The 15,015-nt window shown below is 73.6% G+C and carries 15 protein-coding genes; 9 read left to right on the top strand and 6 right to left on the bottom strand.

What is annotated here, in order from left to right:
- Window positions 1-82 precede the first annotated feature (82 nt).
- Window positions 83-559, bottom strand: coding sequence for a carboxymuconolactone decarboxylase family protein (locus tag ABZ881_RS20275; protein ID WP_358486637.1), 477 nt, complete (start codon window positions 557-559; stop codon window positions 83-85).
- 9 nt (window positions 560-568) lie between these two features.
- Window positions 569-1,039 (bottom strand): Rrf2 family transcriptional regulator, encoded by a 471-nt coding sequence (locus ABZ881_RS20270; RefSeq protein WP_358486635.1) that lies wholly within the window; start codon window positions 1,037-1,039, stop codon window positions 569-571.
- A gap of 211 nt (window positions 1,040-1,250) precedes the next feature.
- Here ABZ881_RS20270 and ABZ881_RS20265 point away from each other — a divergent pair, with 211 nt between their 5' ends.
- On the top strand, window positions 1,251-1,436 hold the full coding sequence (locus ABZ881_RS20265; RefSeq protein ID WP_358486634.1) for a hypothetical protein: 186 nt from the start codon (window positions 1,251-1,253) through the stop codon (window positions 1,434-1,436).
- A gap of 70 nt (window positions 1,437-1,506) precedes the next feature.
- Here ABZ881_RS20265 and ABZ881_RS20260 read toward each other — a convergent pair whose 3' ends face one another.
- Together ABZ881_RS20260 and ABZ881_RS20255 are read right to left on the bottom strand one after the other, a co-directional pair.
- The gene (locus ABZ881_RS20260; RefSeq protein ID WP_358486632.1) at window positions 1,507-3,510 is read right to left on the bottom strand and encodes an acyl-CoA dehydrogenase; all 2,004 of its coding nucleotides are present in this window, start codon (window positions 3,508-3,510) and stop codon (window positions 1,507-1,509) included.
- A complete protein-coding gene (locus tag ABZ881_RS20255; protein WP_344021523.1) occupies window positions 3,507-4,193 on the bottom strand; it encodes a TetR family transcriptional regulator in 687 nt (228 codons plus the stop codon). The genes ABZ881_RS20260 and ABZ881_RS20255 overlap by 4 nt, the downstream gene beginning before the upstream one ends.
- Before the next feature lie 97 nt (window positions 4,194-4,290).
- Here ABZ881_RS20255 and ABZ881_RS20250 point away from each other — a divergent pair, with 97 nt between their 5' ends.
- The 6 genes from ABZ881_RS20250 to ABZ881_RS20225 all read left to right on the top strand — a co-directional run bounded on the left by ABZ881_RS20250 (window position 4,291) and on the right by ABZ881_RS20225 (window position 10,850).
- Entirely contained in the window at window positions 4,291-5,592 is a 1,302-nt protein-coding gene (locus tag ABZ881_RS20250; RefSeq protein ID WP_358486630.1) for an acetyl-CoA C-acetyltransferase, read from the top strand.
- Window positions 5,589-6,956, top strand: a complete 1,368-nt coding sequence (locus tag ABZ881_RS20245; protein WP_358486628.1) for a 3-oxoacyl-ACP reductase — start codon at window positions 5,589-5,591, stop codon at window positions 6,954-6,956. The genes ABZ881_RS20250 and ABZ881_RS20245 overlap by 4 nt, the downstream gene beginning before the upstream one ends.
- Window position 6,957: 1 nt before the next feature.
- Window positions 6,958-7,848, top strand: a complete 891-nt coding sequence (locus ABZ881_RS20240) for a MaoC/PaaZ C-terminal domain-containing protein (RefSeq protein ID WP_358486626.1) — start codon at window positions 6,958-6,960, stop codon at window positions 7,846-7,848.
- 64 nt (window positions 7,849-7,912) lie between these two features.
- Entirely contained in the window at window positions 7,913-8,083 is a 171-nt protein-coding gene (locus ABZ881_RS20235) for a hypothetical protein (RefSeq protein WP_358486625.1), read from the top strand.
- 45 nt (window positions 8,084-8,128) lie between these two features.
- Window positions 8,129-9,289: a pyridoxal phosphate-dependent aminotransferase gene (locus ABZ881_RS20230; RefSeq protein WP_358486624.1), complete on the top strand. Its 1,161-nt coding sequence runs from the start codon at window positions 8,129-8,131 to the stop codon at window positions 9,287-9,289.
- A 31-nt stretch (window positions 9,290-9,320) separates the two neighbouring features.
- On the top strand, window positions 9,321-10,850 hold the full coding sequence (locus ABZ881_RS20225; RefSeq protein ID WP_358486623.1) for an adenylate/guanylate cyclase domain-containing protein: 1,530 nt from the start codon (window positions 9,321-9,323) through the stop codon (window positions 10,848-10,850).
- Window position 10,851: 1 nt separating this feature from the next.
- Here ABZ881_RS20225 and ABZ881_RS20220 read toward each other — a convergent pair whose 3' ends face one another.
- Window positions 10,852-12,222, bottom strand: coding sequence for a TIGR00366 family protein (locus ABZ881_RS20220; protein WP_358486621.1), 1,371 nt, complete (start codon window positions 12,220-12,222; stop codon window positions 10,852-10,854).
- Between the two features lie 156 nt (window positions 12,223-12,378).
- On the opposite strand from ABZ881_RS20220, the gene ABZ881_RS20215 reads away from it, so the two are divergent.
- A complete protein-coding gene (locus ABZ881_RS20215; protein WP_358486619.1) occupies window positions 12,379-13,995 on the top strand; it encodes an acyl-CoA synthetase in 1,617 nt (538 codons plus the stop codon).
- A gap of 13 nt (window positions 13,996-14,008) precedes the next feature.
- On the opposite strand, the gene ABZ881_RS20210 is transcribed toward ABZ881_RS20215, so the two are convergent.
- On the bottom strand, window positions 14,009-14,689 hold the full coding sequence (locus ABZ881_RS20210; protein WP_358486618.1) for an SIMPL domain-containing protein: 681 nt from the start codon (window positions 14,687-14,689) through the stop codon (window positions 14,009-14,011).
- 99 nt (window positions 14,690-14,788) lie between these two features.
- On the opposite strand from ABZ881_RS20210, the gene ABZ881_RS20205 reads away from it, so the two are divergent.
- Window positions 14,789-15,015: hypothetical protein (locus ABZ881_RS20205; protein ID WP_358486616.1), on the top strand; the 227-nt coding region annotated here is incomplete at its 3' end.

The raw sequence follows: 15,015 nt of genomic DNA, 5'->3' as shown, positions 1-15,015 counted from the left end.
TCAGCGTCGAACAACAACAACCTTCACGGTCGAGCGTAAGCGCGCCCGGCCGCCGGCTCCCGCTGGAGCGGGGTGGGTCGGCTCACACGGCGCGGGCCGCGCGGCGGTGGCTGCCCGCGATCTGCCGGGTGGCCACGTTGATCCGGTTCCAGGCGTTGATCGTCGCGATGGTGGTGACGAGCTGGGCCAGTGCGCGCTCGTCGAACACGGCGGCGGCGTCGTCCCAGATCTCGTCGGGAACCGGGTCCGGGCGGTCGGCCAGCCGGGTCACCGACTCGGTGAGGGCGAGCGCGGCCCGCTCCTCGCGGGTGAAGTACGGCGCCTCCCGCCAGGCGGCGACGGCGAGCAGCCGCTCGGTGCTCTCGCCGGCGGCGAGCGCGTCGTGCGAGTGCATGTCGACGCAGAACCCGCAGCCGTTGATCTGGCTGGCCCGCAGCCGCACCAGCTCCTGGATCTCCCGGGTGAGCACGGCGTCGTCGCGGGTGGACCGCTCCAGCTCGGACAGCGCGCGGTAGCCGGCCGGGACGTGCGAGTACGGCTTCGTCATCCGCGGTTCCATGGTGTCTCCTCAGGTGGTGAGTGCGGTCCGGACGCGGTCGGCCGCGCCGGGTGTGTGCCGCAGGACGTCGGCGGCGACGTCGGCGAGCGAGCGGCTCGCCAGCTCGCGGCGCCAGGCCAGCTCGGCCCGGCGCATGCTCATCGAGATCGCGCAGGTGTCGGCGTAGTCGGTGCCGGGATCACCCCCCGGTCCGGCGGCCAGGATCGAGGTGCAGCGGAACGCGTCCTCCGGGCCCTCCAGGGCGACGACGACGTCGAGCAGGGACACCCGCGCCGGGTCCCGGTCGAGCGCGAAACCGCCGCGCGGCCCGGGCACCGAGGCCAGTACTCCGGCCCGGACGAGCGCCTGGAGCTGCTTGTTCAGGTACGCGGGCGGCAGGTCGTAGAGCCCGGCGAGCCGCGCGGTGGACACCGGCGCACCGGCCCAGGCGAGGTTGACGCAGCAGTGCAGCGCCCACTCGACGCCCCGTCCCATCCGCATGTCCTGGACAGTACATGTCCTGGATAAATAAAGTCTAGAATTAGCCCCGGATGCGCCGTACGGCGCTGAGACGGGGTCCGTATGTCAGGCAGGTTGCCGCGACCGAATGGGTGTAAGCGCACGGTTACATCTCCGCCGGATGTCTGGAAGATCCGCTTCGGGCGCCACACGATGACCGGGTCAGTCCGCTCCCCGAAAGGAACCGATCCCCATGAGCAAGCGCCGCATCGCCGGAATCACCGTCGCCGGCCTGGCCGCCCCGCTGCTGATGCTGGGCCTCGCCGGCTCGGCCAGCGCCGCCGAGATCACCCCGGTCGCCGAGTACGTCGACGCCACCGTCGCCGACCTGCTCTCCACCGTCGGTGGCGTGCTCGACGCGCTGGGCCTCGCCGCCTGATCCGGCCCCGCCACACGCGAACGGCCGGCCCCCGGGTCCAGGGGGCCGGCCGTTCGCGTGTCCGCACGGATCAGCCGGTCTCGACCGAACCGGTGACCGGCTCGGCCGGGGCGCCCGGCGCCGGGGCCCACGCCTCGTCGTCGAGCATCGGGCAGGCCAGCAGGTTCTCCGGGATGCCGAACGCGTCGACCAGTGTGCGGGCGTAGGGCCGCAGCTCCCGGCACAGGTCGTTGACCAGCGGGCGGAGCGAGCGGGACTCGGCCGCGGTCAGCCGGCCGGTCTCCAGGTACCAGGCCCGCTCGCGGTCGATCACGCCGAGCACGTGCAGGTCGTAGACGCGCTCCAGCAGTGCCCGCACCCCGGCGTCGTCGATCCGGTCCAGCGCCGCGGCGAACGATCCCTCGACGAGCGTGTCGACGTGCGCGCGGGCCGCGGTCAGCAGCAGGTCCTGGTTGGCGTTGAAGACGGTGAACCCGTCGTTCCCGCGGCGTACCGCCGGTGCCAGGTTCCGGATCGCGGCGGCCAGCGTGTCGTCCCGGCGCACCCGCAGCAGCGTGCGGCGGCGCTCCCGGTCGGTCAGGTCCAGGCCGCGCAGCGGCAGCCGCCGGGCCGCCGAGGCCAGGCCGGTCCGCTCGGCGAGCACCCCGGCGAGCTGGCGCCCGAGCAGCGGGGCGATCTGCAGCGGATCGCCCTTGCGGATCGTCCTGCCGTAGTCCGACAGCAGCTCCTTGGCGAGCAGCTGCAGCAGTACCGTGTTGTCGCCCTCGAAGGTGGTGAACACGTCGGTGTCCGCCTTCAGCGCGGGCAGCAGGTTCTCCTCCAGGTAGCCGGCGCCGCCGCAGGCCTCCCGGCAGGTCTGGATGGTCTGCGTGGCGTGCCAGGTCGCGATTGCCTTGATCCCGGCCGCGGACTGCTCCAGGGTGCGCTGCTCACGGGCGCCGACCGGGCCGGATCCGGGCGCCTGGATGTCGTGCATCCGGGCCACCAGGTCCTCCTGGGTGAAGTGCAGCGCGAAGGTGGTCGCCAGCGCGGGCAGCAGCTTGCGCTGGTGGGCCAGGTAGTCGAGGACGGCGATCTCCTCGCCGGTCGACGGGTACGAGAACTGGCGGCGGCGCTCGCCGAACCGGACGGCGAGCGCGAGCGCCTTCTGGGTGGCCCCGCCCGCGCCGCCGGCCACCGAGATCCGGCCGCGGACCAGGGTGCCGAGCATGGTGAAGAACCGGGCCGTCTCGTTCTCGATCGGCGAGGAGTAGCTGCCGTCCTCGGCGACGTCGGCGAACCGGTTGAGCAGGTTCTCCCGCGGGATGCGGACCCGGTCGAAGCTCAGCCGCCCGTTGTCGACGCCGTTCAGGCCGGCCTTGCGGCCGTCGTCGCCGATCGTGACGCCGGGCGCGGGATGGCCGTCGGAGTCCCGGATCGGGACGAGGAAGGCGTGCACGCCGTGCGTGCCGGCGTCGGTGACGAGCTGGGCGAAGACCACGGCCATCCGGCCGTCACGGGCGGCGTTGCCGATGTACTCCTTGCGTGCCTGCGGGTAGGGCGTGTGCACCACGAACTCGCCGGACGCCCGGTCGTAGGTCGCGGTGGTGTGCAGGTGCTGCACGTCCGAGCCGTGCCCGGTCTCGGTCATCGCGAAGCAGCCGAGCAGCTCGCCGTCGATGATCCGGCGCAGGTACCGCTCGTGGTGCCCGGCGGTGCCGAGCACCTGCACCGCGCCGCCGAACAGCCCCCACTGGACGCCGGCCTTCACCAGCAGCGACAGGTCGCCGTAGGCGAGCATCGCGAACGCGGTCACGACGCCGCCGACGTCGCCGCGCCCGCCGACCGACCGGGCGAACCCGCTGTGTGGCCGCCCGGACGAGATCAGGATCTTGAGCGCCTCGGTGATCCGGGCGCGGTACTCCTCGGACGAGGCGTCCGGATCGGCCAGCACGCCGGCGGCGGCCAGCTGCTCGCGGGTCTCCCGCCGGACGTCGATCCACCGGCCGTCGACGACGTCGCGCAGTATGTCGGCCGGGATCCGGTCCGGTGCGGGAAGGATGCCGGTCGGGGTCGCCGGAGTTGTGGGGGTCATGGCTGAACCTCCTGCACGTGCGGTGCCAGGCCGGAGAGTCCGGACCAGGCGAGGTCGGTGAGGTGTGCGGTGAGCCGGTCGCGGGTGGTGCCGTCCGGGCGGGCCAGCCAGTCGTCGGCGGCCCCGCGGACCAGGCCGACGATCGCGTGCCCCCAGATCCGGGCGGCGGACGGCCCGTCGCCGCCGGTGACGCGGGCGCCGATCACGGCGGCGATCTCGTCGCCGATCACGGTGACCAGGTCGTTGACCGGGTCGGTGGTGCCGTCCTCCCGGGCGGGGCGGCGGCCGGTCGCCGGGCCCTGGGAGAGCAGCGGGCGGTGCACCACGAAGCGGTAGAGCTCCGGGTCGATCTCGATCAGCCGGAGGTAGGCGTCGATGCCCGCGGCGACGGCGGCCCGCGGGCCGCCCGCCGGTGCGGTCAGCGCGTCGGCGGTGGCCCGCCGCACCTCGGTGAGCAGCACGTCCGCGACCGACTCGCAGATCGCGGTGTAGAGGCCGCTGCGGTCGCCGAAGTGCCGGTAGATGACGGTCTTGCTGGTGCCGGCCGCGGCGGCGATCTCGTCCATCCCGAGGCCGGCGCCCTGGTGGCGGATGGCGCCGATGGCGGCGGCGACGAGCTGGACGCGCCGCTGCTCGCGGTGCGCGTCCCACCGGCTGTCCCGCCTGTCCCGTCCCACCTTCACGAAACCGACAGTACCGTGTACCTTGAGTATCGGCTACCCGGTGGTAATCACGACCACCAGCTCCTGCCCACGGTCCTACCCCAGGAGGGACGACCCCATGCCAGCCAGCACCCGGCGGGCCGCCGTCATCGGCGGCAACCGGATCCCGTTCGCCCGGGCCAACCGCGCGTACGCCGGCGCGTCCAATCTCGACATGCTCACCACCACCCTGGACGGCCTGGTGGCCCGGTTCGGGCTGGCCGGCGAACGGCTCGGCGAGGTCGTCGCGGGGGCGGTGCTCAAGCATTCGCGTGACTTCAACCTGACCCGGGAGGCCGTCCTGGGCTCCCGGCTGAGCCCGGCGACCGCCGCCTACGACGTGCAGCAGGCCTGCGGCACCGGCCTGGAGGCGACCATCGCGGTCGCCAACAAGATCGCCCTCGGGCAGATCGAGTCCGGGGTCGCCGGCGGCGTGGACACCGCGTCGGACGCGCCGATCGCGCTGAACGACGACCTGCGTCGGGTCCTGGTCAAGCTGAACGCGGCGCGCACGCCGCTGGAGCGGCTGAAGCTGGTCGGGCAGCTGCGGCCGGGCCAGATCGTGCCGGAGATCCCGAAGAACTCCGAGCCGCGGACCGGCCTGTCGATGGGTGAGCACGCCGCCCGCACCGCGCTGGAGTGGGGCATCGGCCGCACCGAGCAGGACGAGCTCACCGTGCGCAGCCACCGCAACCTGGCGGCCGCCTACGAGCGCGGCTTCTTCGACGATCTCCTCACCCCGTACCTGAAGCTGACCCGGGACGACAACCTGCGCGCCGACTCGTCGCTGGAGAAGCTCGCGAAGCTCAAGCCGGTGTTCGGGAAGGGCCCGGACGCCACCATGACGGCCGGCAACTCGACCCCGCTGACCGACGGCGCCGCGCTGGTGCTGCTCGGCTCGGACGAGTGGGCGGCCGAGCACCGGCTGCCGGTGCTCGCGCACGTGGTCGACGCGGAGACCTCCGGCGTCGACTACGTGCACGGGAACGACGGACTGCTCACCGCGCCGGTGTTCGCGGTGCCCCGGCTGCTGGAGCGCAACGGCCTGTCCCTGCAGGACTTCGACCGCTACGAGATCCACGAGGCGTTCGCCTCGGTGGTGCTGGTGCAGCGCAAGGCCTGGGAGGACGCCCGGTTCTGCAAGGAGCGGCTCGGCCGGGACACCCCGCTGGGCCCGATCGACGACGACCGGCTCAACGTCGCCGGCTCCTCGCTGGCGGCCGGGCACCCGTTCGCCGCGACCGGCGGACGGATCGTGGCCACCCTGGCGAAGCTGCTGCGCGAGCGGGCCGACGCCGAGGGCCGCGACCAGCGCGGCCTGATCTCCATCTGCGCCGCCGGCGGCCAGGGCGTCGTCGCGATCCTGGAGGCCACCGCGTGAGCGACTTCCTGGCGACCCTGTCGCACACCGGCATAGCCAAGCAGCTGGGGCTCCCGACGGTGCCGGTGCTGCGCCGGCACCGGCCGGGCGATCCGCTGCTGGCCGGTCCGGTCCTGGTGGCGTCCCCGGGCGCGGCCGACGGGCGGTTCGCGAAGGCGGTCGCGGCGCTCGTCGAGGAGAACGGGCAGCCGGCGCTCGCCGAGGCGGGCGAGGAGAAGCTGCACGGCATCGTCGTCGACCTGTCCGGGGCGCGGACGCTGGCCGATCTCGCCGCGGCCCAGCAGCTTCTCACCCCGGCGGTGCGCAGGCTGCGCCCGTCCGGCCGGCTGCTGCTGATCGGTGCCGAGCCGGCCGACGCGTTCGCGACCGGGGGTGCCGAGGCGGCCGCGGTGGCCCAGGCGCTGGACGGGCTGGTCCGCTCGGTCGCCAAGGAGCTGCGCGCCGGGGCGACGGCGAACCTGCTGGTCGTCGCGGAGGATGCGGCGCCGGTGGCGATCGACTCGTCGGTGCGGTTCTTCCTGTCCGCGCGCTCGGCCTACGTCGACGGCCAGGTCGTGCACGTCGCCGCGCCGATCGGCGTGCTGCCCGAGCCGGCCGAGGTGGACGACCCGCGTGGCGAGGAGCGGCCGCTCGCCGGCCGGGTCGCCGTCGTCACCGGGGCGGCCCGCGGGATCGGTGCGGCCATCGCCGACACCCTGGCCCGGGACGGCGCGACGATCGTCGCGGTCGACGTGCCGGCCGCCGGGCAGCTGCTCGCGGAGACGGCGAACCGGACCGGCGGCACCGCGCTGCAGCTCGACATCACCGCCGCGGACGCCGCCGACCGGCTGCTCGGGCACCTCGCCGAGCGGCACGACGGCGTCGACCTGGTGGTGCACAACGCCGGGATCACCCGGGACAAGCTGCTGGCGAACATGACCGCCGACCGGTGGGACGCGGTGCTGGCGGTGAACCTGGGCGCCCAGCTGGCGATCAACGACGCGCTGCTGGCCGACGGGTCGCCGCTGCGCGAGGCGGGCCGGGTGGTCTGCGTGTCGTCGCAGTCCGGGATCGCGGGCAACCGCGGGCAGACCAACTACGCCGCCTCCAAGGCGGGCGTGATCGGGATGGTGCGCGCGCTGGCACCGCGGTTCGCCGAGCGCGGCGCGACGATCAACGCGGTGGCGCCCGGGTTCATCGAGACCGACATGACGGCGACGATGCCGCTGGCCACCCGCGAGGGCGGCCGCCGGATCAACTCGCTCCGCCAGGGCGGGCTGCCGGTCGACGTCGCCGAGACGATCGGCTGGTTCGGCCGTGCCGAGTCCGGCGGGCTGAACGGGCAGGTCGTGCGGGTCTGCGGCCAGTCCATGCTGGGGGCCTGAGATGACCGGGAACGCCGGGAACGCCGGCGCCACCGCGGTGACCGAGCTGTCCGGGGCGCCCGCGCTGGGCCCGCTCTACGCCGCCGCGGCGGTCCGGACCGTGCTGCCCGGCCGGGCCGGCAGCCTGCCGGACCGGGAGCTGGCACGCAGCGGGATCGTGGTCGACCCGGCGCACCTGGCCGACTACGCCCGGGTCTGCGGCTTCCGGATCGGCGACGCGCTGCCGGTCACCTATCCGCACCTGCTGACCTTCCCGCTGCAGGTCGCGCTGATGGCCGGCCGGTCGTTCCCGCTGCCGTTGCCCGGCCTGGTGCACCTGGCGAACCGGATCACCGTGCAGCGGCCGGTCGCGGTGTCCGAGACCGTCGACGTGCGGGTGCGCGCCGAGCGGTTCACCGCGCACCCGAAGGGCGCGCAGGTCGACCTGGTGGGGACGGTCTCGGCGGGCGGGGCGACGGTCTGGGAGGGCCGCTCGACCTACCTGTCCCGCGGCGCGCGCGCACCCTCCGGTGAGCCGGCCCCGGCGCCGCCTGAGCCGGCGGTGCCGACCGGCCCGGCCGCCGCGCTGTGGCGGGTACCGGGGGACACCGGGCGTCGCTACGCGGCGGTCTCCGGTGACGTGAACCCGATCCACCTGTACCCGCTCACCGCGAAGGCGATGGGCTTCCCGCGGGCGATCGCGCACGGCATGTGGACGGCGGCCCGGGTGGCCGCGGCACTGGAGGGCAGGCTCCCGGACGCGGTCGGCTTCGACGTCACCTTCCGCAGGCCGCTGCTGCTCCCGTCGACCGCGGAGCTGGTGACCGCCCGCGACGGCGACGCGTGGCGGTTCGCGGTCCGCGGCGTCAAGAAACCGGAAGTGATCCATCTGGTGGGCCGGATCGGCCGCTAGGCAGGTACCGCCCGGCCGGGTGGACAGGTCGCACTCACCCGGCCGGGTGCATCTGGATCGGTCCATGAGCCGGTACAGCAACCGGAACCCGGTGACGTACGTCCATCCCTGTGTCCACCATTCGTCACCGGACACTCAGCAGGAGGCCATGATGAACACCGCCGACAGCACCGCCACGCGGGCCGACGTCGAGGAGCACGAGGACGAGGGGAACATCGTCCGCGGCCTGGACTGACCCGCGCGGCCGGGCCCGGGCCGCCCCGGCTCTACTGTGGGAACCATGCTGGTCGAGCGCATGCGCCCGTTCACCTCCACGATCTTCACCGAGATCTCCCGGCTGGCCGCGCGGACCGGGGCGATCAATCTCGGCCAGGGGTTCCCGGACACCGACGGTCCGGCGTCGCTGCTGGCCGGCGCCGCCGCGAACATCACCGAGCACGGCCTCAACCAGTACCCGCCGGGGCCGGGCGTGCCCGCGCTGCGCGAGGCCGTCGCCGCACACCAGCGGCGCTTCTACGGCCTCGACGTCGACCCGGACGACGTGCTGGTCACCACCGGCGCGACCGAGGCGATCGCGGCGACCCTGCTCGGGCTCTGCGGCCCGGGCGACGAGGTGATCGCGTTCGAGCCGAACTACGACTCCTACGCGGCCACCGTCGCGCTGTCCGGCGCGACCCTGCGCCCGGTCCCGCTGCGCGCCCCCGGCTTCGACGTCGACGACGACGAGCTCGTCGCCGCCTTCTCCGAGCGCACCCGGGTGGTGCTGGTGAACACCCCGCACAACCCGACCGGCGCGGTGTTCACCCGCGACCGGCTGATCCGGATCGGCGAGCTCGCCCGCGCGCACGACGCGGTGATCGTGACCGACGAGGTCTACGAGCACATGACCTTCGACGACGCCCGGCACGTCCCGATGGCGACCCTGCCCGGGCTCGCCGACCGGACGCTGACCATCTCCTCGGCGGGCAAGACGTTCTCGGTGACCGGCTGGAAGGTCGGCTGGGTGCACGGCCCGCCGGAGCTGGTCGGCGCGGCCCGGGCGGTGAAGCAGTTCCTCACCTTCCACGGCGGCGCCCCGTTGCAGCCCGCGGTCGCCGAGGCGCTCGCCCTCGGCGACGACTTCTACGCCGGGATCACCGCCGACCTGACCCGCAAGCGGGACCTGCTCTCGGCCGGTCTGCGCGCCGCCGGGTTCGACGTGCTCACCCCGCGCGGCACCTACTTCGTGGTCGCCGATCCGCGCCCGCTCGGCCACGACGACGGCGTCGAGCTGGCCTGGAAGCTGCCCGAGCTGTGTGGGGTCGCGGCGGTGCCGGTGTCGGTGTTCTGCGCGTCCGAGGCCGGTGTCGCGGCGACCCGGCCGCTGGTCCGGTTCGCCTTCTGCAAGCGCGACGCGGTGCTCGTCGAGGCCGCCGAACGGCTCGCCGCCCTGCGCACCTGATCGGACCACCCTTTCGGCCTAGACTCCGGCCATGACCGATCAGCGGCCTGCGCAGCCGGGACGCCCGGTCGTCGGGCTCCCGGTGCGGGCGCTGCTGGCGTTCGTGGTGGTCGCGGCGAACGTCGGCGGCGCGGCCGTGGTGCTGGTGATCTCGGCGTTCGTGCTGCCCCGCGAGGAGCTGCTGGACGCGGCCGGGATCCGGCTGGTGAACCTGGTCGTGCTGGGGGCGTACCTGCTCCTCACGGTCCCGATCGGGATCTGGTTCGGCCGCCGCAAGCTGACCCTGCCCCGGCGCACCACGGACCTCGCCCGGGCCGAGCGCAGGCTGGTGCTGCGCGGGCCGGCCCGGATCACCTGGATGATCGCCTTCCTGTGGCTGCTCGCCGCGGTGCTGTTCTGCCTGGTGAACCTGCGCTACTCGGGGCGGCTGGCGTTCTCGGTGACGGCGACCGTCGCGATCGGCGGGATCACCACCTGTGCGCTGTGCTACCTGCTGGTCGAGCGGATGCTGCGCCGGGCCGCCGCCCGGGTGCTGTCCGGGCGCCCGCCGGAGCGCCGGCGCCTGGTGACCGGGGTGATGCTGCGCTCGGTCGGCTTCTGGGCGCTGGGCACCGCCGTCCCGCTGTGCGGGGTGATGCTGGCCGGGCTGCTCGCGCTGGTCTACGGCGACTCGTCGCCGACCCAGCTGGCGGTGACCATGCTGGTGCTCGGCGGTACCGCGATCGGCACCGGCCTGCTCACCGCGGTCGGTGCGGCCCGGGCGATCGCCGATCCGGTGCTGACCGTGCGGCGGGCGCTGGCCCGGGTGCAGGACGGCGATCTCGACGTCCGCGTCCCGGTCTACGACAACACCGAGCTCGGCCAGCTGCAGGCCGGGACGAACGGGATGGTCGAGGGGCTGCGCGAGCGGGAGCGGATCCGGGACCTGTTCGGCAGACACGTCGGCCGGGACGTGGCGGAGGCCGCCGCGGCGCGCGGCGACGGGATCCGGCTGGGCGGCGAGCTGCGGCCGGTTGCGGTGCTGTTCGTCGATCTCGTCGGATCGACGACGATGGCGGCCCGGCGGCCCCCGGAGGAGGTCGTGGCGCTGCTCAACCGGTTCTTCGGCGTCGTCGTCGAGTGTGTGGAGCAGGCCGGCGGCTGGATCAACAAGTTCGAGGGCGACGCGGCGCTGGCCGTCTTCGGCGCCCCGATGGACCTGGACGACGCCCCCGGTGCGGCACTGTCCGCGGCGCGCTGCCTGGGCAGGCGGCTGGCCGCCGAGATGCCGGAGATCGAGGCCGGGATCGGGGTGTCCGCCGGCGACGCCGTCGCGGGCAACATCGGCGATCCGCGTCGCTACGAGTACACCGTGATCGGCGACCCGGTGAACGAGGCGGCCCGGCTCACCGAGCTCGCCAAGTCGGTTCCCGGCGGGGTCGTCGCGGCCGCCCGCGCCGTCGACGCGGCCGGCCGCGAGGCCCGGCACTGGCGGGCCGGCCGGGAGGTCGTGCTCCGCGGCCGGGACACCCCGACGCCGGTCCACACGCCGATCGGGGAGCCCGCGGCCGCGGCCCGGTGAGTCAGAGCGAGATGAGCAGCATCGTCCCGCCGAACACGATGCCGGACGCGACCAGGGTGACCGTCGTGTAGCCGAGGATGTCCCGGATCTTGAGCCCGGCGATGGCCAGCAGCGGCAGCGCGAAGAACGGCTGGATCATGTTCGTCCACTGGTCGCCGTAGGCGATCGCCATCAGCGCGATGGCCGGGTCGACGCCGATCTGGTTCGCCGCGTCGATCATCACCGGGCCCTGGACGGCGATCTGCCCGCCGCCGGACGGGATGGCCAGGTTCACCAGCCCGGCCGAGAGGAACGTGAGCAGGCCGAAGGTGACCGGCGTCGAGATGTTGACGAACCAGGCCGAGATGATCTCGACCAGGCCGCTGGCCGTCATGATCCCGAGGATGCCGGCGTAGAGCGGGAACTGGAGCAGGATCTCGCCGACGTTCGACGCGGCGTTGCGGGTCAGCGCGATCATCTCGAACGGGTTCGCCACCAGCAGCAGGATCAGGCAGAGGAACGTCCAGTTGACGATGTCCAGGGTCAGGCTGCCGCCGGTCGCGTAGTGGTGCACGAGGTAGCCGGCGAGCAGCAGGCCGAGCAGCGTGGTGAGCACCCGGCTGCCGTCCACCCGGTCGGCCGGGGTGCGCTCCTCGTCGGTCCGGGCCGGGGCGGTGACCGGCTCGTCGGTGACGAACTCCCGGACCTTCTCGCCGGGCCGGGGCGCGACCAGGTAGAGCGCGCCGGCGACGGCGATCAGGGTCACCACGATCGCGATCAGGTTCCAGGCCGAGTAGGTCGTCTCGCTGACCGGGATCGGCGCCCCGAGCTGGTCGGCGATGAAGGAGCCCTCGGTGGCGGCGAGCAGCGGTCCCGATCCGGAGTAGCCCATGTGCCAGACGACGAAGCCGGAGAACCCGGCCGCCACCAGCATCGGGAAGTGCAGCTGCAGCCCGCGTTCCCGGCCCTGCGCGGCGACCTCGCGGGCGATCAGCGCGGCGACCACGAGGCCGAGGCCCCAGGTGATCAGCGAGGCGATCGCGGCGACCAGGAACACGAACAGGTAGGCCTGCATCGTGGTCCGGGGCAGCGAGCCGAGCGCCTTCAGCAGCCGCTGCACCGGACGGGTGTGCGCCAGCATGTGGCCGAGCAGCAGGATCAGGGCCATCTGGGTGATGAAGTCGAGCAGCCCGGAGAGTCCCTCGCCCCAGCTGGCGACGACGTCCACCGGCCCGGAGTCGGTCAGCGCCACCGCCATCAGGCCGACCACGAACGTCAGGACGATCGCGAAGACCAGCGCCGACGGGATGTACCGCTCGACGACGGCGTTCACCGGGCGCATCGCGCGGGAGAGCGGGGTACCGGTCGGTGCGCGCGTGTCGGATCGGGCCATACCGTGCACCACTCCTGTGTGGATCAACGAACTTGACTAACGGAACATACGGGGCGAACGGCGTGATCGCCACGGTGCGTGACCCCACCGAGGCGCTCCCCCGATGTGGGCTCGCACCACGTGACGGTGTGCCACCGGCTGGTGCAGGATCAGCGCATGAGCAGCGTTGCCGGAGAATTCAGCGAGCAGACCACCGCCGCGGTCACGCGGGCCCGCCGGCACTCGGTCGGGGATCTCCTGCACCGCACCGCCGCGCGCTACCCGGACCGGCTCGCCGTGGTCGACGGCGACGTCCGCTGGAGCTTCGCCGAGTTCGACGCGGCGGTGAACCGCTGCGCCGCGGCGCTCACCGCGAGCGGTCTGGTCAAGGGCGACCGGCTCGCGCTGCTCTCGCACAACTGCCGCCAGTTCGGCGTGCTCGCCTTCGCGACCGCCCGGCTCGGCGTCGTCCTGGTGCCGGTGAACTTCATGCTCGGCCCCGAGGAGATCGCCTACATCCTCGACCACTCGGGGGCGGTCGCGTTCGTCGCCGAGGACGCACTCGCCGAGACCGCCGAGAAGGCGCTCGCGCACTCGTCCGCCCCGGTCCGGGTGCGCGGCCGGATCGGGCTCTCCGGCGCGCCCGCCACCGGCGACTGGACCGACGTCGCGGAGTGGATCGACGGTGCCGGGGATCCGGGCGAGCCGGACGTGCACGTCGGCGACGACGACCCGCTGCGGCTCATGTACACCTCCGGCACCGAGTCCCGGCCCAAGGGCGTCGTGCTGTCGTCGCGCTCGCTGGTCACCCAGTACCTGTCCTGCATCGTCGACGGCGGGATGACCGCCGACGACGTCGAGCTGCACTCGCTGCCGATGTACCACTGCGCGCAGCTGGACTGCTTCTTCTCGGTCGACGTCTACCTCGGCGCGACCAGCATCATCGTGCCCGGGCCGGACCCGGCGACGCTGCTCGCCACGATCGCCCGGGAGAAGGTCACCAAGCTGTTCTGCCCGCCGACGGTGTGGATCTCGCTGCTGCGCCACCCGGACTTCGACTCGACCGACCTGTCCAGCCTGCGCAAGGGCTACTACGGCGCGGCCGCGATGCCGGTCGAGGTGCTGCACGAGCTGTCCCGGCGGCTGCCGGACGTGCGGCTCTGGAACTTCTACGGGCAGACCGAGATGTCCCCGCTGGCCACCATCCTGCGGCCCGAGGAGCAGCTGGAGCGGGCCGGGTCGGCCGGCCGGGCGTCGCTGAACGTGGAGACCCGGGTGGTCGACGACGCCGGGGAGCCGCTGCCGCCCGGTGAGGTCGGCGAGATCGTGCACCGCTCCCCGCACGCCGCGCTGGGCTACTACAACGACGAGGAGAAGACCGCCGCCGCGTTCGCCGGCGGCTGGTTCCACTCCGGGGACCTGGGCGTGATGACGCCGGACGGCTACCTGTCGGTGGTCGACCGGAAGAAGGACATGATCAAGACCGGCGGCGAGAACGTGGCGTCGCGCGAGGTGGAGGAGGCCCTCTACCTGCTCGACGGCGTCGCCGAGGTCGCGGTGTTCGGCGTCAGCCACCCGCACTGGATCGAGGCGGTCACCGCGGTCGTCGTCCCGCGCCAGGGGGTGACGCTCACCGAGGAGCAGGTGCACGCGCACGCCCGCGAGCGGCTCGCCGGGTACAAGCGGCCCAAGTACGTGGTGTTCGCCGACGCGCTCCCGAAGAACCCGAGCGGCAAGATCCTCAAGCGGTCGCTGCGCGCCGCGCACGCCGACATCGCGGCCGAGCGGGGCTGAGGCGGGCGCCTTCTCAGACGGTGAACTCGGCCTCGACGGTCGCCTGCACCGTCACGTCGTCGGGCCGCAGCAGCTCGCCCAGGCCGTCCCCGGAGCTCTCCGGGGCAGCAGCGAACGAGAGGCCGACGGCCCGGGCCGACGGCCCGGGATGCGTGCCGAGCAGCCCGACGTCGGCGACCAGCCGGGGGCGCACCGGGCCGAGATCGAGCGCGTCGGCGTAGTCCTGGGCGCGCTCGCGGGCCTGCCGCAGCGCCTCCTGGCGGACCGCCCGCTCCAGCTCGCGCCGGTGCTCGGTGGCCAGGTCCCAGCCGATCCCCTGCACCGTGACGCCCTCGATCGCGCCGAGCGAGGACAGCCAGTCGCCGAGCCGGGCGACGTCGTCGAACTCCACCGAGATCGACACCGAGGCGTGGTACACCGCCGGGCGGGGCCTGCCCTTGTGCGAGGGCTGCTGGACCGAGGTGCGGACCTGGCCGACCACGTAGCGGCGGACCGGGCCGGACTCCGGGTCGTGCCGGCCGCGCACGTCGGCCAGCGCGGCGGCGGCGTCCGCCTCGACCCGGGCGCGCACCGGTCCCGGCTCGGCGCCCTGGGCGAGGACCAGCAGGTTCGCGGTGCCCCGCTCGGCGGGGACCTCCCGCTCGAACTCGCCGCGCACCCTGATCACGACCTCGCCCGCCGGTGCCTCTGCCATGAGCGCGAGGGTAGTGGCCGTCGGTCCCACCGGAACCGCCGGTGGGTGCGTCCGTTCCGGACCCTGGTGTTCGAACATATGTTCGTCTATGATGGACGCATGACCGCGGTCATCGACGCCCCCGCCTCACCCGACCCGCCTGCCGGCCCCGTTCGGCCTGCCGGTTCTGATCCGTCTGCCGGTTCTGATCCGCCGGCTGCCGCGGATCTGTCGGCGGTGCCGGACCTGTACGCCGTGCGGGCTCGGTTCGAGCAGCTGGCGGCGGTGGTCGACGAGGTGTCGCCGTCGCCGGTGCTGGTGGATCGGATGATCGCGCTGGTCGCCGT

Origin of the sequence: Pseudonocardia sp. NPDC046786 (assembly GCF_040645415.1) — a bacterium.
Taxonomy (GTDB): Bacteria; Actinomycetota; Actinomycetes; order Mycobacteriales; family Pseudonocardiaceae; genus Pseudonocardia; species Pseudonocardia kongjuensis.
Note: the sequence above shows the minus strand (reverse complement) of the source record. Positions and strands in the feature narration are given on the sequence as shown.